This is a genomic window from Streptomyces filipinensis, assembly GCF_014649495.1.
In the GTDB taxonomy this organism is placed as follows: Bacteria; Actinomycetota; Actinomycetes; order Streptomycetales; family Streptomycetaceae; genus Streptomyces; species Streptomyces filipinensis.
Window position 1 is genome coordinate 54,985 of the sequence record NZ_BMTD01000020.1, and the last position, 21,944, is coordinate 76,928.

Consider the following 21,944-nt stretch of genomic DNA (forward strand, 5'->3'; position numbering starts at 1 on the left):
GTTCATGACCACCAGCGACATGGGAACCGGTGACGTGGACCCCGAGGTCCGCCAGGAACTGGCGCGGCTGCGCGACAGCATCGACAACATCGACGCGGCCGTCGTCCACCTGCTCGCCGAGCGTTTCAAGGCCACCCAGCAGGTCGGCCGGCTCAAGGCGGTGCACCAGCTGCCGCCCGCCGACCCGGCCCGCGAGGCCCGCCAGATCGAGCGGCTGCGCCGCCTCGCGGAGAACGCCAAGCTCGACCCGGCCTTCGCCGAGAAGTTCCTGAACTTCATCATCGCGGAGGTGATCCGGCACCATGAGCGCATCGCCGAGGACACCGCCAACGGGCAGCAGCCGGAGGCCTGACCCTGCGGCCCGCATCCGGCCGTCCGGAGCGGAAGGAGGAGCATCCGGACATAAGCCGTGAAGTCGCCCGGCCTCTGTGCGCTGTCGGTGCGATCAGGCAGCATGGCCTGCATGTCCGTACTCACGCGCGATGAAGCGCAGCTCCGAGCGCAGCACCTCGACGTCCACCGTTACACGGTCGAACTGGACCTCACGACGGGGGACGAGACCTTCGACTCCCGCACGGTGATCCGGTTCACCGCGCGGTCGGCCGGGGACACGTTCGTGGAGCTGAAGCCCGCCGTGCTGCGCGCCGTCACGCTCGACGGACAGCCCCTCGACCCGGAGTCGCTGCAGGACGGCCGGCTGCCGCTGCGGAACCTCGGCGCGGGCGAGCACGAACTGCGCGTCGACGCGGCCATGCGCTACTCCCGTACGGGCGAGGGCATGCACCGCTTCACCGACCCGAGCGACGGCGAGACGTACGTCTACACGCAGATGTTCATGGACGACGTCCAGCGCGTCTTCGCCGCCTTCGACCAGCCCGACCTGAAGGCCGTCTTCGAGGTCTCGGTCAGGGCGCCCGAGGGCTGGACCGTGCTCGCCAACGGCATCACCGAACAGCGGGGCGACGGCCACTGGCAGGCCGCCCCCACCCCGCCGATCTCCACCTACCTCGTCGCCGTCGCCGCCGGTCCCTGGCACTCGGTGCGCACCGAGCACCGCGGACTGCCCTTCGGCATCCACTGCCGCCGCTCCCTCGCCCCCCACCTGGAGGCCGACGCCGAGGAGATCCTCGACGTCACGCGCGCGTGCTTCGACCGCTACCACGAGAAGTTCGAGGAGCCGTACCCCTTCGACTCCTACGACCAGGCGTTCGTCCCCGAGTTCAACGCGGGCGCCATGGAGAACCCGGGCCTGGTCACCTTCCGCGACGAGTTCGTCTACCGCTCGGCCGTCACCGACACCGAGCGGCAGACCCGCGCGATGGTCATCGCGCACGAGATGGCCCACATGTGGTTCGGTGACCTCGTCACCCTCACCTGGTGGGACGACATCTGGCTGAACGAGTCCTTCGCCGAGTACATGGGCTACCAGACCACCGCCGAGGCCGCTCTTCTCGGCTCCGGAGGGCCTTCCCCCAGAAGGTGGGGCACCGGCCCCTGGACCGAGTTCGGCGTGGCCCGCAAAGCCTGGGGTTACGACGCCGACCAGCGGCCCACCACCCACCCGGTCGCCCCCGAGAAGGTCGACGACACGGCCTCCGCGCTGCTCAACTTCGACGGGATCTCCTACGCCAAGGGCGCCTCCGCGCTGCGCCAGCTGGCCGCCTGGCTCGGCGAGAAGGAGTTCCTCGCCGGCATCAACACCCACTTCGCCCGGCACAAGTTCGGCAACGCCACCCTGGCCGACTTCATCGACTCCCTCGCCTCCGCCACCGACCGGGACGTGCCCGCCTGGGCCGACAGCTGGCTGCGCACCACGGGCGTGGACAAGCTGACGCCGGTCGTCGCCGCCGCCGACGGCACCTGCACCCTGACCGTCGACCACGCGGGCAGCCGCCCGCACCGCCTCGCCGTGGGCCTGTACGACCACGACATCGCCGACGAGGGCCGGCTGGTGCTGCGCGAACGCCTCGACCTCGACGTCCCGCAGGCCGCCCCGCAGCCCATCGGCAAGCGTCCGGCGCTGCTCCTGCTCAACGACGGCGACCTCACCTACGCCAAGGTCCGCTTCGACGCCGAGTCCTTCGGCACGCTCCGCACCGGCCTGTCCGGACTGCCCGACCCGCTCACCCGCGCGGTCGTCTGGAACGCCCTGCGGGACGCCGTGCGCGACGGCGAACTCCCGCCCGCCGCCTACCTGGAGACGGCCCGCACCCACCTCCCTCACGAGACCGACCTGGCCATCGCCCAGGGCGTCCTCGCCTTCGCCTCCGGACCGATCGCCGACCAGTACCTCGGGCCCGAGGACCGCCCGGCCGCCCTGTCCACCCTCACCGCCCTCTGCCGCGACCTGCTGCGGCGCACCGAGGACGGCGACCACCCGGGCCTGCGCCTGATCGCCGTGCGGTACCTGATCTCCGTGGCCGCCCACCCCCACACCATCGCCGCCTGGCTCGCCGACGGCACGGTGCCCGGCGGTCCGGAACTCGACCCCGAGCTGCGCTGGCGCATCCTCGGCCGGCTCGCCGCGCTCGGCGACACCGACGAGGCCGCCATCGCCGCCGAGCTCGACCGCGACCCGAGCGCCACCGGCCAGGAGGGCGCCGCCCGCTGCCGTGCCGCCCTGCCCGACCCGCAGGTCAAGCGGGCGGCCTGGGAGGCGATGTTCGCCGGGGACGACCTGTCCAACTACCTCTTCACGGCCACCGCACAGGGCTTCTGGCAGCCCGAACAGGCCGATCTGGTACGGGAGTACGTGCCGCGCTTCTACCCGGACGCCGTCGCCCTCAGCGCCCGGCGCGGTCCCGCCCTCGCGGTCGCGGCCGGCCGCTGGGCCTTCCCGGCGTACGCCGTCGACACCGAGAACCTGCGGCTGGGCGAGGCGTGTCTGCGCGACGCCGACCCCACCCCGGCCCTGCGCCGCACCCTCGCGGACCGCCTCGACGACCTGGCCCGCGCCCTGCGCGTGCGCGGCCCGCAGGCCCAGGGGGCGCAGGAGGGGAACGGGGGACAGGAGGACCGGGAGGCACACCGCGCGATGGCGGAGTAGGTCCGGCGACCTAGGGCGTGGCTGGTCCCTGGCGACGATGCGGCGGTCCGGACGCGGATCCTAGGGTCGAGCCGTCAGGAACGATCAACCGAGCCTTCGGAGGCGACTTCCGTGATCGTAGTGACCGGCGCAACCGGCAACGTCGGCCGTGCCCTCGTCGACCGTCTGCTCGCCGCGGGCCGCCCCGTGCGCGCGCTCACCCGCGACCCGCAGCGGGCCGCACTGCCCGACGGCGCCGAGGTCGTGCGGTTCCGGCCGGACGACCCGGCCGCCCTGTTCGGCGGGGCCACGGCCCTCTTCCTCTACGCGCAGGCCGGCGCGGCCGACCTGCTGGCGGCGGCCCGCGCCCACGGCGTGCGGCACGTCGTGCTGCTCTCCAGCGGCATCATCCAGGAGGGCGCCGACGAGACCCATCCCATCCACGTCATGCACGCCACGGTCGAACGGCAGATCCGCGACAGCGGGCTCGACTGGACCTTCCTGCGGCCCAACGCCTTCGCCACCAACGCCCTGCAGTGGGCACCGCAGGTCCGCGCCGGGAACACCGTCCACGGGGTCTTCGCGGACGCGCTCAGCGCACCCATCCACGAGGACGACATCGCGGCCGTCGCCGAGCGGGTCCTGCTCGACGGCGGACACGAGGACGCCGTACACCGGCTGACCGGGCCCGCGGCCACCACCAACGCCGAGCAGGTCGCGGCGATCGGTGCGGCCGTCGGCAGGGAGCTGACGTTCGTGGAGACGGACCCCCGTGAGGCGGGCCCTGAGCTGTTCCCGCACATCCCGCCGCACATGCTCGAACGGCTGCTGCGGTCCTTCGAGGACACCATCGGCGTACCCCCGGAGATCACCAACACCGTGGAGAAACTCACCGGCGCCCCGGCCCGCACCTTCGCCCGGTGGGCCCGGGACCACGCGCAGGACTTCGACGGACGGGACTGACCGGCTCGCACCGATCCGCGGCGCTTCCCCAACGGGCCTTCTCTACACGGCAGTACCCACTTTCGGGTTCCTATCGTCGGTCTTTCGGGACAACCGGTCCTCTTCCCGTACAAGCTGGATACCGAAGGCCGGCCCAGCAGCGGGAGGACAGCCGATGAGCGGTGCAGAACCTCTGCGCACGCCGCCCCTCGCCTCGGGCCCCCACGGCCCCGGCACCCTGCGCTCCCTCCTCGGTACCGTCCTGGAGGCCCTCGCGGCCGGCGGCCGGGCGCGCGGCGGACCGCTGCCCGCCGGGGGGCCCGAGGCCGTCGCGGCGCGCGTCGCCGACGTCCTCGGGGACGTCCTGCCGGACCACGGAGACCCCGAAGCCCTGCGCGCCCTGGTGCACACCCTCGCGGAGGGCGCCGCCGACCCCGCCGACCCGCTGTGCGCGGCCCATCTGCACTGCCCGCCGCTCGCCGTGGCCACCGCCGCCGACCTCGCCGCGAGCGCCCTCAACCCGTCCCTGGACTCCTGGGACCAGGCCCCGGCCGCCTCCGCCCTGGAGGCCGCCGTCACCCGCGCGCTCGCCCACGCCGCGGGTCTCGCCGACGCCCTCGTCACCTCCGGCGGCACCGAGTCCAACCAGCTCGCGCTGCTGCTCGCCCGCGAGGCCCACGGCGGCAGCGTGCGGCTGGTGTGCGGGGCCAACGCCCACCACTCGCTGCCGCGCGCCGCCTGGCTGCTCGGTCTGCCCGACCCGGTCGTCGTCCCGGCGGCGGGCGGCACCCTCGACCTCGCCGCCCTGGACGCGGCCCTCACCGCGCTCTCCGGCCCCCTGCTGGTCGCCGCCACCGCCGGCACCACGGACGCCGGCCTCATCGACCCGCTGCCGGAGATCGCCGGTCTGTGCACCGCCCACGGCGCCCGGCTGCACATCGACGCCGCCTACGGCGGTGGCCTCCTCTTCAGCGACCGGCACCGCGAGAAGCTCGCCGGCCTGGAGGCCGCCCACACCGTCGGCCTCGATCTGCACAAGCTCGGCTGGCAGCCGGTCGCCGCCGGCCTCCTCGCCGTAGCCCGCCCCGCCGAACTCGCCGTACTCCACCACCGCGCCGACTACCTGAACGCCGCCGACGACACCGAGGCCGGATTTCCCGACCTGCTCGACCGCTCGCTGCGCACCACCCGGCGCCCCGACATCCTCAAGATCGCCGTCACCCTGAAGACCCTCGGCCGCACCGGACTCGGCGCCCTGGTCGACCAGGTCTGCTCCCGGGCCGCCGAGTTCGCGGCGCTGGTCCGGGAACACCCCGGCTTCGAGCTGTACGACCGGCCCGTGATCAGCACGGTCCTGTTCCGGCCCGCCGGCGCCGACGACGACACCGTGGCCGCCGTACGCCGCGGGCTGCTGTACGAGGGCCGGGCCGTCCTCGGGCGCGCCCGGCTCGACGGCCGCCTCTGGCTCAAGGTCACCCTCCTCAACCCCCACACCCGGCCGGACGACCTGGCCCAGCTCCTGAAACTCGCAGAAGAAGGCACCCGCGCATGACCAACTCCCCAGGCCACGATCCGGCCGCCCCCCGCGATCTGGTCGGCATCGGCATCGGACCGTGCAACCTCTCCCTGGCCGCCCTCGCCCACCCGCTCGCCGAACTCGACGCCGTCTTCTACGAACAGCGCCCCGGCTTCGACTGGCACCCCGGCCTGCTCATCGAGGGCGCCACCGTCCAAGTGCCCTTCCTGGCCGACCTGGTGACCCTCGCCGACCCGACCAGCCCCTGGAGTTTCCTGAACTACCTCAGGACGAGCGAGCGGCTCTTCCCCTTCTACTTCGGCGAGCGCTTCCACATCCAGCGCGCCGAGTTCGACGCCTACTGCCGCTGGGTCGCGCAGAGCCTGCCCGGACTGTGCTTCCACCACCAGGTCGACTCGGTCCGCTGGAACCCCGAACGGGACGTGTTCGAGGTCGACTTCACCCAGCTGGACGCCCAGGGCGAGGTCGAGGCGCTGGGCCGCACCTACACCCGGAACATCGTCCTCGGTGTCGGCACCGCCCCCTATGTGCCCGACGCGCTCCAGCCGCTGGTGGACGCCCCGGGCGTGCCCGTCATCCACGCCGCCGACTACCTGGACCACCGGTCCGCCGTCCTGGCCGCCGAACACGTCACCGTCGTCGGCTCCGGACAGTCCGGCGCCGAGGTCTTCCTGGACCTGCTGCGCCACCGCCCGGCGGGCCGCGAGAAGCTGCACTGGATCGGCCGCAGCGAGGCGTTCGCGCCGATGGAGTACTCCAAGCTCGGCCTGGAGCATTTCACCCCGGACTACACCCGCTACTTCCACGCCCTCGCCGAGCCCGTCCGCGACCGGCTGGTCGCCGCCCAGGGACAGCTGCACAAGGGCATCGACGCCGGCACCCTCGCCGCCATCCACGACGAGCTGTACCGGCGCACCCTGCACGGCGGCTGGCCCGACGCCGTCCTCACCCCGGGCGTCAGCGTCCGCACGGCCGGCCGGATCGCCACCACCAAGATCGAGCTGCACCTGGAGCACCTCCAGCAGGACAGCCGCTCCCGGCTGACCACCGACGCCGTCGTCCTCGCCACCGGCTACCGCGAACGCCCCCTCGGCCGCCTGCTCGCCGGACTCGACCCCTATATGCGCCGCGACAGCAGCGAACGCCCGCGCATCGACGAGGAGTACCGTCTCGTCCTGGACCCCCTGGTCACCGGCTCGGTCTACGTCCAGAACGCCGAACTGCACACCCACGGCGTCGGCGCCCCCGACCTCGGCCTGGCCGCCTGGCGCAGCGCCACCATCCTCAACTCCCTCACCAGCGAGGAGTCCTACCGGCTGCCCGCCCGAACGGCCTTCACCACCTTCGGGCTCGAAACCGCCGGAAGCCGGGTGCTGCGGGCCCGGCGGGCGGAGCTGCTCACTCCGCTCGTCGAGAGGTGGTAGCGGGCGCAGGACGGCAGCGGCGCCGGCCTCACGTCCGCGGTGGGGGGGCATGAGGCCGGACCGGTCAAAGGCCGGTTCGATGCTGACCTGAACATGGCCCAGGGTGCCGGGCTTCTTCGCGACAGGGGAATTCGCTCATTGGAGCGAGTGGCCGCACAATTCAACACTTGTCAATGAGGCTTCACTCAAAGGTTGTTGAGTGGTCATGTGAGCCAGATTCTCTACCCACGGGTAAGGCCTAGGCTCGACATATGCGCCGAGCAAAGATCGTCTGTACTCTGGGGCCCGCCACCGACTCGTACGACCAGATCAAGGCACTGGTCGACGCGGGAATGGACGTCGCCCGCTTCAATCTCAGCCACGGCACGCACGCCGAACACGAGGAGCGCTACCGGCGCGTGCGCAAGGCGGCCGACGAGACGGGGCGCAGTGTCGGGCTGCTCGCCGACCTTCAAGGTCCGAAGATCCGGCTCGGCCGTTTCGCGGAAGGCCCCGTACTCCTTGAACGCGGCGACACCTTCACCATCACCGTGGAGGAGGGCGTCGAGGGCGACCGCCACCAGTGCGGCACCACCTACGCCGGTCTCGCCGCCGACGTCAGCCCCGGCGAGCGCGTCCTCGTGGACGACGGCAAGGTCTGCCTGGAGGTCACCGACGTCGACGGTCCTCGCGTGCGCACCCGCGTGGTCGAGGGCGGGGTGATCTCCGACCACAAGGGCCTGAACCTCCCCGGCGTCGCCGTCTCCGTCCCCGCCCTCTCCGGGAAGGACGAGGACGACCTGCGCTGGGCGCTGCGCGCCGGCTTCGACGTCATCGCCCTCTCCTTCGTCCGCAGCGGCGACGACGCCAGGGACGTGCACCGCATCATGGCCGAGGAGGGCCGGCGCCTCCCGGTGATCGCCAAGGTCGAGAAGCCGCAGGCCGTGGCGAACCTCGACGGCATCGTGGCCGCCTTCGACGGGCTCATGGTCGCGCGCGGCGACCTGGGCGTGGAGATGCCGCTGGAGCAGGTGCCGATCGTGCAGAAGCGCGCGATCAAGCTCGCCAGGCGCAACGCCAAGCCGGTCATCGTCGCCACCCAGATGCTCGACTCGATGATCGACAACTCCCGGCCGACCCGCGCCGAGGCCTCCGACGTGGCCAACGCGGTCCTCGACGGCACGGACGCGGTGATGCTGTCCGGCGAGACCAGCGTCGGCACGTACCCGGTCGAGACCGTGCGCACCATGGCGAAGATCGTCGCGGCGGCGGAGGAGGACATGCTGGCGGGGGGCCTGCCCCCGCTGACCGAGCGGAACAAGCCACGAACCCAGGGCGGTGCGGTGGCCCGGGCCGCCGCCGAGATGGGTGACTTCCTCGGCGCGAAGTTCCTGGTGGCGTTCACGCAGTCGGGAGACACCGCCCGCCGGCTGTCCCGCTACCGCTCGCCGATCCCGCTGCTCGCCTTCACCCCGGAGCCGGCCACCCGCTCCCAGCTCAGCCTCACCTGGGGCGCCGAGACGTTCCTCGGCCCGCACGTCGACTCCACCGACGCCATGGTCGACCAGGTGGACGAGCTGCTGCTGAAGTACGGACGCTGCGAGAAGGGTGACGTCGTGGTGATCACGGCGGGCTCCCCGCCCGGGGTCTCCGGCTCGACGAACATGGTCCGGGTGCACCACATCGGCGAGGACGACAGGCCCAGGTGACGGCCCCGGTAACGGCGAAGGGCCCCTCACCGAGAGGGGCCCGCCGGAAGCGCTGACCTTGGAATCCAAGGAAAAGTGCCCCGGGTCGGACTCGAACCGACACTGTACGGGTTTTGAATCCGTTGCCTGCTGCCAATTGGGCTACCGGGGCTCGCAGAATCAAAGGTTTCCCCCGACCCTCCGCGCGTCCACCATACCGTAGCTAGGTAGGCTCTTGTCAGCAGTACCCTGCCTGGAACGAGGAGCCCCCGTGACCGCCGAGTCGCCCCAGCCCGTAGACGCGCCCGACGACGACAAGTCGCACGTGCCTCCGCTGACGACCCGTGTCGTCATCGCCGAGGACGAGGCGCTGATCCGGCTCGACCTGAAGGAGATGCTGGAGGAGGAGGGGTACACCGTCGTCGGCGAGGCCGGTGACGGCGAGCAGGCCGTCGAGCTGGCCCGCGAGCACAAGCCGGACCTGGTCATCCTCGATGTGAAGATGCCCAAGCTGGACGGCATCTCCGCGGCCGAGAAGATCGCCGAGGAGTCCATCGCTCCGGTCCTGATGCTCACCGCCTTCTCGCAGCGCGACCTCGTCGAGCGCGCCCGGGACGCCGGCGCCATGGCGTACCTGGTCAAGCCGTTCAGCAAGAGCGACGTGGTCCCCGCCATCGAGATGGCCGTCTCCCGTTTCACCGAGCTGAAGCAGCTGGAGAAGGAGGTCGCCGACCTCACCCAGCGCCTGGAGACCCGCAAGCTGGTCGACCGCGCCAAGTCCGTTCTGCAGACGGAGTACGGGCTGACCGAGCCGGCCGCGTTCCGCTGGATCCAGAAGACCTCGATGGACCGCCGCCTGTCGATGCAGCAGGTCGCCGAGGCGGTCATCGCGGACAACGAGGAGAAGAAGGCGGCCAAGAAGAGCTGAACCCCGCGTCCCGAGGGGCGCGGGGCTCGGCGTGGCCCGGCTCAGTCCTCGCCCAGGTAGGCCTTCCGCACCGACTCGTCGTGCAGCAGATCCTGCCCTGTGCCGGACAGGACGACGGTGCCGACCTCCATGACATGGCCCTGGTCGGCGAGCGAGAGCGCCGCCTGGGCGTTCTGCTCGACCAGCAGGATCGTCGTGCCCTGGGACTTCAGCTCGGCGATCGTCGCCATGATCTTCTGCATCATGATCGGCGACAGACCCATGGACGGCTCGTCCAGCATCAGCAGCTTGGGCCGGGACATCAGCGCCCTGCCCATCGCGAGCATCTGCTGCTCACCGCCGGAGAGGGTGCCGGCGGCCTGCTTGCGCCGCTCCCCGAGGATCGGGAAGAGGTCGTAGGCACGCTGGATGTCCTTCTCGATGCCCTCCTTGTCCTTGCGGAGGAAGGCGCCGAGCTGCAGGTTCTCGGTGATGCTCAGGCGCGGGAAGATGTGCCGGCCCTCGGGGGAGTGGGCGAGCCCGAGCGCGACGATCTTGTGCGCCGGGACCCCGCTGAGCGGCTTGCCGTCGAAGACGATCCTTCCCGAGGTGGGCTTGAGCAGACCCGACAGGGTGCGCAGGGTCGTCGTCTTGCCGGCGCCGTTGGTGCCGATGAGGGTGACGACCTGGCCGGCCTCGACGCTGAACGAGATGCCCTTGACGGCCTCGATCTTGCCGTAGGCGACCCTGAGGTCCTCGACCTCCAGCAGTGCGGTCACTGGGCCTCTCCCTCGGTGGTGCCGGTGCTCTCCGCGTCGGTGGTGTCCTCCGGGTCACCGGTGCTCTCCGCGACGGCGGTCTCGGATTCGGTCTCGGACGGGGTGGCGGTGTCGGACTCCGACGCGGCAGCGGTCCCGGTCTCGGACGGCGCAGCGGTGTCGGACTCCGACGCGGCGGCCGCTTCCGCGGCCTCGACCTCCGCGGCCTCCGCCTCTCCCGGGTCGCCCTCGAAGGGCTCGCCCAGATAGGCGGCGACGACGCGTTCGTCGGCCTGTACGACCTCGGAGGTGCCCTCGACGAGCTTCTCGCCCTGGACGAGCACGGCGACCCGGTCGCACAGGTTGAAGATGAAGCGCATGTCGTGCTCGATGACGAGGACGGCGACGCCCTTGTCCCGGATGGCGAAGACCAGTTCCTCCGTCGCCCGGGTCTCCTGCGGGTTCATGCCGGCCGTCGGCTCGTCGAGCAGCAGCAGCCCCGGCTCGCTCGCCAGTGCCCGCGCGATCTCCAGCTTGCGCTGCTCGCCGTAGGGCAGGTTGCGCGCGAGGTGGTCGCGTTTGGCGGCGAGGCCGACGAACTCCAGGAGCTCCATGGCCTTCGCCTCGGACTCCTTCTCGGCCTTGCGGAACCCGGGGCCGCGCAGCAGCGCGGACCACAGGCCCTCCTTGGTCCGCGTGTGGCGGCCCACGAGGACGTTCTCCAGAACGGTCATGTTGGCGAAGAGCCGGATGTTCTGGAACGTACGGGCGATGCCCGCCTGCGTCACCAGGTGCGGCTTGGGCGGCAGGACCCGGCCCTGGTAGGCGACCGTGCCCTCGGTCGGGACGTACAGACCGGTGAGGCAGTTGAAGAAGGTCGTCTTGCCGGCGCCGTTGGGGCCGATGAGACCGACGATCTCGCCGCTGTTGACCGTGAAGTCGACGGACCGGACGGCGGTCAGACCGCCGAAACGCATGGTGACGTCACGGGCTTCGAGTACAGGTGTCGTCATGGTTCCTTACGCCCCTGCCTTGGTGACGGCCGGATCGTCCGTGAGCGTCGTCTGCGCCGGTACGTCGAGCTGGCCGGTCTCGTGGAACTCCAGCTGGCGGCGGCGGTTGGCGATGATGCCCTCCGGCCGGAACCGCATCAGCAGGATCAGCGCGATACCGAAGGCGAACAGCTCGTAGTTCTGCAGGAACTGGAGCTTCTCCGGGACCAGGTAGAGCACGCTCGCGCCGAGCAGCGGGCCGCTGACGGTGCCCATGCCGCCGAGGACGACGGCGGCCAGGAGGAAGGCCGAGTTGGGCGGGGCGGCGCCGGCGAACTGGTACGGCTGCGGGTTCACGCTGTAGTTGACGTGCGCCATCACGGTGCCGGCGAGGCCCGCGAGGGACGCGCCGAGGGCGAAGGCGATCAGCTTGACGCGGAAGCCGTTGATGCCCATGGCGGTGGCGGCGGTCTCGTCCTCGCGGATGGCGATCCAGGAGCGGCCGATGCGGGAGTCGGCGGCGCGCGTGAAGACGAGGACGACGATCGCCGTGATGACGAGCATCAGGAAGAGGTAGTTGGCGAAGCGGCCGAGGGTGAATCCGGCGACGTCGTGCGCGTCACCCAGGTTGAACCCGAAGATGTTGATGTCGGGGATCTGGGTGATGCCGTTGGGGCCCCGGGTGACGTTCGGACCGGAGTCGCCGTCCAGGCTGTTGACGGTGATGCGGAAGATCTCTCCGAAGCCGAGGGTGACGATGGCCAGGTAGTCGCCGCGCAGTCGCAGCGTGGGCCCGCCGATCAGGACGCCGAAGACCAGCGAGGCGCCCATACCGGTGACGGCCGCCGCCCAGAAGGGGAAGTGGACGGAGTAGGGGGAGTACTCCGAGCCGGAGACCAGCGCGGCGGCGTAGGCGCCGACGCCCAGGAAGGCGACGTAACCGAGGTCGAGCAGACCCGTGAGGCCGACGACGATGTTCAGGCCCAGGGCGACGGTGGCGAAGATGAGGATGTTGACGCCGATGTTGGCGTTGTGGTCGTCGCTCTGGGTGAAGGGGAAGATCACGGCCGCGACGAAGGCCAGGGTGGTGGCGAAGCCCTTGTGGCGGGCGGACATCGTCGCGTACCGGTCGAGCAGTCCGGCGTGGACCAGCCCCCAGGCACCGAAGGCCAGGACGAGCAGGAAGCCGATGAAGGTCTCGCTGTCGTCGTCGTTGATGCCGATGCCATAGGTGAACACCACGAGGCCGAGGGCGGTGCCCACGGTGATGACGGCACGCTCGGCGAGCGGCGAGAGCGTCCCGTGGCGAGGCTGGTCGGGCTTGGCGAAGTAGCCGCGCAGGCCCGTGCCGGGGGCCGGGTGGGGCAGCGCGAGGGCACCGACGACGGGCAGGGCGGAGGCCGCCATCGCCACGAAGGCGCCGGGGTCCAGGTTCACCAGGCCGCCGAGGTCCACGGCGATGGCGATGCCCGTGAACCAGCAGACGGCGAACGCCGAGAGGGCGATCAGGAAGACGGGTGTGGTGGCCTTGCCCGGGTTCAGCCAGTTCAGCCCTCGTACGTTCCACAGGGCGAGCCCGTAGAGCAGGGTGAGGGCGCCGGCCACGAGAGCGATGACCTGCAGGCCCGCCGGGTAGCCGTAGATCGTCAGGTCGCCGGGGAAGTCGGAGGTCCAGGTCCAGCTGAGGAAGGTGCTGGCGATGGTGCCGATCGCGCCGATCACGATGAGCAGGCGGGCGGCGGCCCGGGGGAGCGGGACGGGCCCGCGTCCGGCCGCTTCCGGGGCCTTGGCGGTGGGCTCGGTGGTGGTGTCGGTCATGCTGCTCACGCCCTGTCCGCGACGCGTTCGCCGAGCAGGCCCTGTGGCCTGAAGAGGAGTACGAGGATGAGGAGGACGAAGGCCCACACCGGAGCCCAGCTGCCGCCACCGAGCTGGTGCATGCCGGGGACGTCGGCGATGTAGGCGGTGGCCATGGCTTCGGCCACGCCGAGCACGAGACCGCCGAGCATGGCGCCGTAGATGTTGCCGATGCCGCCGAGGACGGCCGCGGTGAACGCCTTCAGACCGGCGAGGAAGCCCATGTCGTAGGAGACGGAGCCGTACTTGAGGCCGTAGGAGACACCGGCGACCGCGGCGAAGAAGCCGCCGATGGCGAAGGCGATGACGATGATGCGGTTGGTGTCGATGCCCATCAGCTGGGCGGTGTCCGGGTCCTGGGCGGTGGCCTGCATGGCGCGGCCGGTGCGGGAGAGCCGGACGAAGAAGGCGAGGGCCGCCATGCACAGCGGGGCGGCGATGATCAGGAAGACGTCACCGCTCTGCACGGTCACGGAGCCGAGGTGCAGCGGCCCGAACGGCAACTGCGGGAAGACCCGGGCGGACTTGGCGTCGCCGTCGACGTGGTACCAGTTGAAGACCGCCTGCTGCAGCGCGAGCGACAGACCGATCGCGGTGATCAGCGGGGCGAGGCGTGGCGCCCCGCGCAGCGGACGGTAGGCGAAACGTTCGGCGCCGACGGCGATGAGTACGGCGACCAGTGCACCGCCGATCAGCATCGCCGGCAGGGCTATCCACATGGATATGCCGTCCGGCAGGGCGAGGTAGACCGTGAGGGCGCCGAAACCTCCGGTCATGAAGATCTCGCCGTGGGCGAAGTTGATGAGCTGGACGATGCCGTACACCATCGTGTAGCCGATGGCGATCAGCCCGTACATCGAGCCGAGGAACAGCCCGTTGGCCAGCTGCTGCGGCAGGGTGTTCACCGCATGGCCTCCATGTGGTGGGGAGAGTCAAGGGGGCGGTAGAAGGCGGGCCGCGCGGTGACGGTGGTCTGCGCCGCGCGGCCCTGGGGGTGCGATGTGCTGCGGTGGCTTACTTCGGGTTCGCCGTACCGCTCTTGACGGACTTCCAGACACCGTTGGTGACCTGGTAGACGGTCAGCTGCTTGTTCGTGGTGTCGCCGTACTCGTCGAACGAGATCTTGCCGGAGATGCCGTCGAAGGAGGTCTTCTGGACGGCGTCGACGACCTGGCTGCGGGCGTCGGAGGGAACCTTGCCGTCCTTCACGACCTGGCCGACGGCCTTGATGATGGCGGTGGTGGCGTCGTAGGCGTAGGAGCCGTAGGTGCCGTAGTCACCGGGGTACTTCTTGGCCTTGTAGGTCGCGACGAAGTCCTTGGCGGCGGGCAGGGTGTCGACGGGGACGCCGATCGAGGTGACCAGGTCGCCCTCGGAGGCCTTCCCGGCGGTTTTGATGTAGGTCGGGGTGAACATGCCGTCGCCGCCGAACAGCGGGATCTTGGCACCGGCGTCCTTGAGCTGCTTGGTCAGCACCTCGGACTCGTCGTACTGGCCGCCGTAGTAGAGCACGTCGGCACCGGAATTCTTGATCTTGGTGACCAGCGTGGAGAAGTCACGGTCACCGGTGTTGACGTGGTCGGTGCCGATGACCTTGCCGCCCTGCTTGACGAACTGCTCCTTGAAGATCTTGGAAAGGCCCGCGCCGTAGGTCTGCTTGTCGTCGACGACGAACGCCTTCTTCTTGTGAATGCCGTTGTAGGCGTAGTCCGCCGCGTAGGCGCCCTGCAGCGCGTCGGTGGTGGCGGTGCGGAAGTAGGTCTTGAACGGGCGGGACTTGGTGGTCTGCCAGTTCTTGCCCTGGGTCAGCTCGACACCGGTGTTGGACGGGGAGATCTCCACCAGGTTGGCGGTCGCGAAGACCTGCTGCATCTGCGTGGCCACACCGGAGTTGAGGGGGCCGACCACGCCGAGGACGTCCTTGTCGGAGACGAGCTGGGTGGCGTTCTGCTGGCCGGTGGCGGGGATCGCCTTGTCGTCCAGCGCCTTGATCTTGAAGGTGACGCCCGGGACGGCCTTGTTCTTGTTGGCGTCGTCGACGGCGATCTGGGCGCCGTACTGGATGCCCAGGCCTGTCGCGGAGTTCTGGCCGGTCAGCGGGGCGTCGACGCCGATCGTGACCGTCACGTTGCCGCTGTCGCCGCCCTTGTTGTCCTTGTCGCGGGAGCCACACGCGGTGAGGGTCAGAGCTCCGGTGGTCAGCACGGAGGTAAGAATCACCAGAGAACGCTGTCGCACAATCGATCCTTTCCGCAGGCACAATCCGCCCCCGTCTCAAGGGGAACGGCGGGTGCCGCGCCGGTACCGAACTCCCGATGGAGCGGTGACTGGCCGTGACTCTAAGCGTGTGTAGGGAACGTGGAGGAGGGCTTGACCAAGGCTGTGACGCTCTTGTTATGACACGAGGTAATGGAGAGCGGTACAGCGTGGGGGGAAAGCAGGAATTCAGGCCGATTCACCCCGTCCACATTCTGAGAACCCGCAGGACTCATCGTGATCCGTTCAGGTGTCTCAGGCGATTTGGTAATGACACATCACTGTTGCCGGGGGCTACTTCCAGGGCCGTGAGAGGCGTTGTCCGCGACGGGAGTCAGGAGTGAAAGAACAAATGTATATTGCACGCGTATTACGTAGAGTTACGCGAGGGAGGGAAGTCCAGGCTTCGGAAATTCCTCGCGTCTGCGCGCCGGGGCGGGTTCACGCGGGGGGGGCACGCCCAGGGCGTGCCGGGCCGGCCGGCAAGGGCCCCGGCGGAACGGGGCGGGCCTGGCGGGGATCTGTCGGTCCGTCAACTCATCGGTGCGAGGGCCGTCTCGCCCGGGCGGCCCGGGGGACCGGGCGCGGCGGTTCGGCGGGGCCGTGCGGCCCCGCCGACCTGTCGTCAGGCGCCCGCGCCCCGGGCGTGCGCCGCGTCGTCCTTGTTCACGTCCCGCAGCAGGCAGGTCAGCCGGGCGCTGCACACCCGGCGGCCCTCACTGTCACTGATCACGATCTCGTACGTCGCCGTCGAACGGCCCCGGTGCACCGGCGTGGCCACACCCGTCACCAGGCCCGAGCGCACCCCGCGGTGGTGCGTGCAGTTGAGGTCCACCCCCACCGCGATCTTCGAGCTGCCGCCGTGCAGCATGGAGCCGACCGAGCCCAGGGTCTCCGCCAGCACCGCGGAGGCACCACCGTGCAGCAGGCCGTAGGGCTGGGTGTTGCCCTCCACCGGCATGGTGCCGACGACCTTCTCCGGCGAGGCCTCCAGGATCTCGACCCCCATGCGGGTGCCGAGGTGTCCGGCCGAGAACAGGGCGGGCAGGTCGACACCGAGCGCCGCGTACTCGTCGATGATCTCCTGCGGGAACTTCACTCGCTGCTGCTCGCCCATGGGCCCGGCTCCGTTCTTGGTCCACCTGTCTGCTGGCTGAGCAAACGCTCAGTCGGTCGCTGATTGTTCCAGACGGTCCGCCGTGCCCTCCGTGTGGTCTTCGAGCCGGACCACCACGGACTTGCTGGCCGGGGTGTTGCTGGTGTCGGCGGTGGCGTCGAGCGGGACCAGGACGTTCGTCTCGGGGTAGTAGGCCGCCGCGCAGCCCCGCGTCGTCGGATAGTGCACGACCCGGAAACCGGGCGCCCGCCGCTCCACGCCGTCCTTCCACTCGCTCACCAGGTCGACGTACGACCCCTCGGCGAAGCCGAGCGCCCGCGCGTCCTCGGGGTGCACCAGCACCACGCGGCGGCCGCCCGTGATGCCCCGGTACCGGTCGTCCAGGCCGTAGATCGTGGTGTTGTACTGGTCGTGCGAGCGCAGGGTCTGCAACAGCAGCCGGCCCTCGGGCAGTTCCGGATACTCCACCGGCGCCGCCGTGAAGTTCGCCTTGCCCGTGGCGGTCGGGAAGCGGCGCTCGTCGCGCGGGGCGTGCGGCAGCGCGAAGCCGCCCGGGGCGGCCACGCGCGCGTTGAAGTCCTCGAAACCGGGGACCACGCGCGCGATGCGGTCACGGATCGTCGCGTAGTCCTTCTCGAACTCCTCCCACGGCACGACGCTGTCCGCGCCGAGCACACGACGCGCGAGGCCGCAGATGATCGCCGGCTCCGACTTCAGCTGCGCACCCGCCGGCGCCAGCCGCCCGCGCGAGGCGTGCACCATGCCCATCGAGTCCTCGACGGTCACGAACTGCTCGCCGCTGTCCTGCAGATCCCGCTCCGTGCGGCCCAGCGTGGGCAGGATCAGTGCCCGCGCGCCCGTGACGACGTGCGAACGGTTCAGCTTGGTCGACACATGCACCGTCAGCCGCGCGCGCCGCATCGCCGCCTCGGTCACCTCGGTGTCGGGGGAGGCGGAGACGAAGTTGCCGCCCATGGCGAAGAACACCTTCGCCTCGCCGTCACGCAGCGCGCGGATGGCCCGTACGACGTCGAAGCCGTGCTCGCGCGGCGGCGCGAACCCGAACTCCTTCTCCAGCGCGTCCAGGAAGGCCGGCGCGGGGCGCTCGAAGATGCCCATCGTGCGGTCGCCCTGCACGTTCGAGTGGCCGCGCACCGGGCACACGCCCGCGCCCGGCCGGCCGATGTTGCCGCGCAGCAGCAGGAAGTTGACCACCTCACGGATGGTCGGGACCGCGTGCTTGTGCTGGGTGAGACCCATGGCCCAGCAGACGATCGTCCGCTGCGAGGCGAGCACCATGCCGAGGGCCTGCTCGATCTCCTCCCTGGTGAGACCCGTCGCCTTCAGCGTCTCGTCCCAGTCGGCCGCGCGGGCGGCCTTCGCGAACTCCTCGAAACCGTGGGTGTGTTCGCGGATGAACTCCTCGTCGACCGCGCCGGGGGCGCTGTCGTGCGCGGCCAGGATCAGCTTGTTGAGGAGCCGGAACAGGGCCTGGTCGCCGCCGATGCGGATCTGCAGGAACAGGTCCGTGAGCGCGGCGCCCTTGAGCATGCCCTTCGGGGTCTGCGGGTTCTTGAACCGCTCCAGGCCGGCCTCGGGCAGCGGGTTGACGCTGATGATCTTCGCGCCGTTCGCCTTGGCCTTCTCCAGCGCGGAGAGCATGCGCGGGTGGTTCGTCCCCGGGTTCTGCCCCGCGACGACGATCAGGTCGGCCTTGTAGAGGTCCTCCAGGCGGACGCTGCCCTTGCCGATGCCGATGGTCTCGACCAGCGCCGACCCGGACGACTCGTGACACATGTTGGAGCAGTCCGGGAGGTTGTTCGTGCCCAGCTCGCGCGCGAAGAGCTGGTACAGGAACGCGGCCTCGTTGCTGGTACGGCCCGAGGTGTAGAAGACGGCCTCGTCGGGGGAGGACAGGGCGGCGATCTCCTCGGCGACGATGCCGAAGGCGCGCTCCCAGCTGACCGGCTCGTAGTGCGTGCCGCCCTCGGGGAGGTACATGGGGTGGGTGAGCCGGCCCTGCTGGCCCAGCCAGTAGCCGCTGCGGCCGGCCAGGTCGGTCACGGGGTGCGCGGCGAAGAACTCCGGGGTGACACGGCGCAGGGTGGCCTCCTCGGCCACCGCCTTCGCGCCGTTCTCACAGAACTCCGCCTTGTGGCGGTGGTCCGGCTCCGGCCAGGCGCAGCCCGGGCAGTCGAATCCGTCCTTCTGGTTCACCCGCAGCAGGGTCAGCGCCGTGCGCCGCACACCCATCTGCTGCTGGGCGATGCGCAGGGTGTGGCCGATGGCGGGCAGCCCCGCGGCCGCGTGCTTCGGCTCCGCGACCTGCGGCGCGTCCTGAACCGGATCCCCCTTCGGTGGCTTCGTCGCCATCGCACGCTCCTCTTCGACTGCACGGTCCGAGTACGCCGACGATCCTCCCACGCGGGACCGACAACGGTGCCGCCCCCGTCCCCCGGGCCTGACCTCCCCTCGTCGATCTTCGATCGCTGTGCCGGCGGTCACACCCACCAGCGGGACGCGACCCGGACTGTCAGTGCGGCGTGGCAGGATCGGGGGCGTGGCAGAGACAGCATCGAAGAAGACCGACAAGACCCCAGGCGGCACCCGTCCCCGGCTGATGCTCATGGACGGGCACTCGCTCGCCTACCGCGCGTTCTTCGCGCTGCCGGCGGAGAACTTCACGACCGCGACCGGCCAGCCGACGAACGCGATCTACGGCTTCGCGTCGATGCTGGCCAACACCCTGCGTGACGAGGAGCCCACGCACTTCGCCGTGGCCTTCGACGTCTCGCGCAAGACCTGGCGCTCCGAGCGTTTCACCGAGTACAAGGCGAACCGGTCCAAGACCCCGGACGAGTTCAAGGGCCAGGTCGAGCTCATCGGCGAGCTGCTCGACGCGATGCACGCCCCGCGCTTCGCCGTCGAGGGGTTCGAGGCGGACGACATCATCGCCACCCTCGCCACCCAGGCCGAGGCCGAGGGCTTCGAGGTGCTGATCGTCACCGGCGACCGCGACTCCTTCCAGCTGGTCACCGAGAACATCACGGTGCTCTACCCGACCAAGGGGGTCTCGGAGCTGACCCGGTTCACCCCGGAGAAGGTGTTCGAGAAGTACGGCCTCACGCCCGCCCAGTACCCGGACTTCGCGGCCCTGCGCGGCGACCCCTCCGACAACCTCCCCGGCATCCCCGGCGTCGGCGAGAAGACCGCCGCGAAATGGATCAACCAGTTCGGCTCGTTCGCGGAGCTGGTGGAGCGCGCCGAGGAGGTCAAGGGCAAGGCCGGGCAGAACCTCCGCGACCACCTGGAGTCGGTCAAGCTCAACCGCGTCCTGACCGAACTGGAGCGCCAGGTCGAGCTGCCCCGGTCCGTCCTCGACCTGGAGCGGGCCGCGTACGACCGCAAGACCGTCACGATGGTCCTGGACACATTGGAGATCCGTAACCCGTCCCTGCGCGAGCGTCTCTTCGCCGTCGACCCCGGCTCCGAGGAGGCCGCGGCCACCCCGCTCACGGCGGAGGGCGTGGAGATCGACGGCACGATCCTGCGCACCGGCGAGCTGGCCCCCTGGCTCGCCGACAACGGCGCCGAGACCCTGGGTGTCGCCACCGTGGACACCTGGGCGCTGGGCACGGGCTCGGTGACCGAGGTCGCCCTGGCCGCGGCCGGGGGAGCGGCCGCCTGGTGCGACCCGGCCGAGCTGGACGAGGCCGACGAGAAGGCGTTCGCGGCCTGGCTGGCCGACGCCGCCCGCCCCAAGGTGTTCCACGACGCCAAGGGCGCCATGCGCGTCTTCGCCGAGCACGGCTGGTCCGTCGAGGGGGTGACCATGGACACCGCGCTCGCCGCCTACCTGGTCAAGCCCGGCCGCCGCTCCTTCGACCTGGACGCGCTGTCCCTGGAGTACCTGCACCGCGAGCTGGCGCCCGCCGCCGCGGCCGACGGCCAGCTGGCCTTCGGCACCGACGAGGGCGCCGAGGCCGACGCCCTGATGACCCAGGCCCGCGCGGTCCTCGACCTCGGCACCGCCTTCCGGACCCGCCTCGAAGAGGTCGGCGCTGCGGAACTCCTGGGCGACATGGAGCTGCCGACGTCCGCCCTGCTCGCCCGCATGGAGCGCCATGGCATCGCCGCCGACCGCGCGCACCTCGAAGCGATGGAGCAGATGTTCGCGGGCGCGGTGCAGCAGGCCGTGAAGGAGGCGCACGCCGCCGCCGGCCACGAGTTCAACCTGGGCTCGCCCAAGCAGCTCCAGCAGGTCCTCTTCGAGGAGCTGGCCCTGCCGAAGACCAAGAAGACCAAGACCGGCTACACCACCGACGCCGACGCGCTGGCCTGGCTCGCCACCCAGACCGACAACGAACTGCCGGTGATCATGCTCCGCCACCGCGAGCAGGCGAAGCTGCGGGTCACGGTCGAGGGTCTGATCAAGACCATCGCGGGCGACGGCCGCATCCACACCACGTTCAACCAGACGGTGGCCGCGACCGGCCGGCTGTCCTCCACGGACCCGAACCTGCAGAACATCCCGGTCCGCACGGACGAGGGCCGGGCCATCCGCCGCGGCTTCGTCGTCGGCGAGGGCTTCGAGTCCCTGATGACCGCCGACTACAGCCAGATCGAGCTGCGGGTGATGGCCCACCTCTCCGAGGACGAGGGCCTGATCCAGGCGTTCACCTCCGGCGAGGACCTGCACACCACCGCCGCCTCCCAGGTGTTCGCCGTCGAGCCCGCCGCGGTGGACGCGGAGATGCGCCGCAAGATCAAGGCGATGTCGTACGGCCTGGCCTACGGCCTGTCCGCCTTCGGCCTCTCCCAGCAGCTGAACATCGAGGCGGCGGAGGCGCGCGCCCTCATGGACGCGTACTTCGAGCGCTTCGGCGGCGTCCGGGACTATCTGCGCCGGGCCGTCGACGAGGCACGGGCGACGGGCTACACGGCGACGCTGTTCGGCCGCCGCCGGTATCTGCCGGACCTCAACAGCGACAACCGCCAGCGGCGCGAGGCGGCAGAGCGCATGGCCCTCAACGCGCCCATTCAGGGCACCGCGGCGGACATCGTCAAGATCGCCATGCTCAAGGTGGACAGCGCACTGCGGGCGGCGGACCTGAGGTCCCGCATGCTCCTGCAGGTCCACGACGAAATCGTCCTGGAGATCGCCCCGGGCGAGCGGGCGGCCGTGGAGGAGATCGTCCGCCGCGAAATGGCGAGCGCCGTCCAGCTGCACGCCCCGCTGGACGTCTCGGTGGGCGTGGGCCCGGACTGGGAGTCGGCAGCCCACTAGCTCGCAGTACCCCGGCGGAGGGGTCGCCACAGCCACCTACCCTGCGGCGCCCCCTCGCGGCCCTGCGGTGCCCCGTCCGCGGGCGTCTGTGACGCGTTCTTCGCGGCTCTGCGGGGTGGTCCCGACCGGGGCTTCCGCGGGGCCCTTCGCGGCTCCTGCGGGGTCCCGTCCGCGG

The 21,944-nt window shown here is 70.7% G+C and carries 15 protein-coding genes and 1 tRNA gene; 8 read left to right on the plus strand and 8 right to left on the minus strand.

Features of this window, described 5'->3' with window-relative positions; all coding sequences use genetic code 11:
* The first annotated feature begins 4 nt into the window (after positions 1-4).
* The 6 genes from IE244_RS33565 (at position 5) to pyk (ending at position 8,616) form a co-directional block, all read left to right on the plus strand.
* Positions 5-352 (plus strand): chorismate mutase, encoded by a 348-nt coding sequence (locus IE244_RS33565; RefSeq protein WP_191877353.1) that lies wholly within the window; start codon positions 5-7, stop codon positions 350-352.
* A gap of 111 nt (positions 353-463) precedes the next feature.
* On the plus strand, positions 464-3,046 hold the full coding sequence (pepN, locus tag IE244_RS33570; RefSeq protein WP_191877354.1) for an aminopeptidase N: 2,583 nt from the start codon (positions 464-466) through the stop codon (positions 3,044-3,046).
* Positions 3,047-3,157: 111 nt separating this feature from the next.
* Entirely contained in the window at positions 3,158-3,988 is an 831-nt protein-coding gene (locus IE244_RS33575; protein WP_191877355.1) for an NAD(P)H-binding protein, read from the plus strand.
* A 154-nt stretch (positions 3,989-4,142) separates the two neighbouring features.
* A complete protein-coding gene (locus tag IE244_RS33580; protein WP_229854535.1) occupies positions 4,143-5,519 on the plus strand; it encodes a pyridoxal phosphate-dependent decarboxylase family protein in 1,377 nt (458 codons plus the stop codon).
* Positions 5,516-6,928, plus strand: coding sequence for a lysine N(6)-hydroxylase/L-ornithine N(5)-oxygenase family protein (locus IE244_RS33585; RefSeq protein ID WP_191877356.1), 1,413 nt, complete (start codon positions 5,516-5,518; stop codon positions 6,926-6,928). Before IE244_RS33580 ends, IE244_RS33585 begins: the two co-directional genes overlap by 4 nt.
* Before the next feature lie 251 nt (positions 6,929-7,179).
* Complete coding sequence (pyk, locus tag IE244_RS33590) at positions 7,180-8,616, plus strand: pyruvate kinase (RefSeq protein WP_191877357.1); 1,437 nt, start codon at positions 7,180-7,182, stop codon at positions 8,614-8,616.
* 76 nt (positions 8,617-8,692) lie between these two features.
* On the opposite strand, the gene IE244_RS33595 is transcribed toward pyk, so the two are convergent.
* Positions 8,693-8,767, minus strand: a tRNA-Leu gene (locus tag IE244_RS33595).
* Between the two features lie 99 nt (positions 8,768-8,866).
* Between IE244_RS33595 and IE244_RS33600 the strand changes: the two genes are divergently transcribed.
* The gene (locus IE244_RS33600) at positions 8,867-9,523 is read left to right on the plus strand and encodes an ANTAR domain-containing response regulator (RefSeq protein ID WP_191877358.1); all 657 of its coding nucleotides are present in this window, start codon (positions 8,867-8,869) and stop codon (positions 9,521-9,523) included.
* A gap of 41 nt (positions 9,524-9,564) precedes the next feature.
* On the opposite strand, the gene IE244_RS33605 is transcribed toward IE244_RS33600, so the two are convergent.
* The 7 genes from IE244_RS33605 to IE244_RS33635 form a co-directional block, all read right to left on the minus strand.
* Complete coding sequence (locus tag IE244_RS33605; RefSeq protein WP_191877359.1) at positions 9,565-10,281, minus strand: ABC transporter ATP-binding protein; 717 nt, start codon at positions 10,279-10,281, stop codon at positions 9,565-9,567.
* Entirely contained in the window at positions 10,278-11,273 is a 996-nt protein-coding gene (locus IE244_RS42890; RefSeq protein ID WP_191877360.1) for an ABC transporter ATP-binding protein, read from the minus strand. Before IE244_RS42890 ends, IE244_RS33605 begins: the two co-directional genes overlap by 4 nt.
* Positions 11,274-11,279: 6 nt before the next feature.
* Positions 11,280-13,070, minus strand: coding sequence for a branched-chain amino acid ABC transporter permease (locus IE244_RS33615; protein WP_191877361.1), 1,791 nt, complete (start codon positions 13,068-13,070; stop codon positions 11,280-11,282).
* A gap of 5 nt (positions 13,071-13,075) precedes the next feature.
* Entirely contained in the window at positions 13,076-14,014 is a 939-nt protein-coding gene (locus tag IE244_RS33620) for a branched-chain amino acid ABC transporter permease (protein WP_191877362.1), read from the minus strand.
* A 109-nt stretch (positions 14,015-14,123) separates the two neighbouring features.
* Complete coding sequence (locus tag IE244_RS33625) at positions 14,124-15,332, minus strand: branched-chain amino acid ABC transporter substrate-binding protein (protein ID WP_191877428.1); 1,209 nt, start codon at positions 15,330-15,332, stop codon at positions 14,124-14,126.
* Between the two features lie 658 nt (positions 15,333-15,990).
* Positions 15,991-16,482 carry a hotdog fold thioesterase gene (locus IE244_RS33630; protein WP_191877363.1) on the minus strand — a complete coding sequence of 164 codons (492 nt, stop codon included), beginning with the start codon at positions 16,480-16,482 and terminating at the stop codon, positions 15,991-15,993.
* 48 nt (positions 16,483-16,530) lie between these two features.
* Positions 16,531-18,855, minus strand: a complete 2,325-nt coding sequence (locus IE244_RS33635) for an FdhF/YdeP family oxidoreductase (protein WP_191877364.1) — start codon at positions 18,853-18,855, stop codon at positions 16,531-16,533.
* 187 nt (positions 18,856-19,042) lie between these two features.
* On the opposite strand from IE244_RS33635, the gene polA reads away from it, so the two are divergent.
* Complete coding sequence (gene polA / locus IE244_RS33640) at positions 19,043-21,769, plus strand: DNA polymerase I (RefSeq protein ID WP_191877365.1); 2,727 nt, start codon at positions 19,043-19,045, stop codon at positions 21,767-21,769.
* Positions 21,770-21,944: the final 175 nt, after the last annotated feature.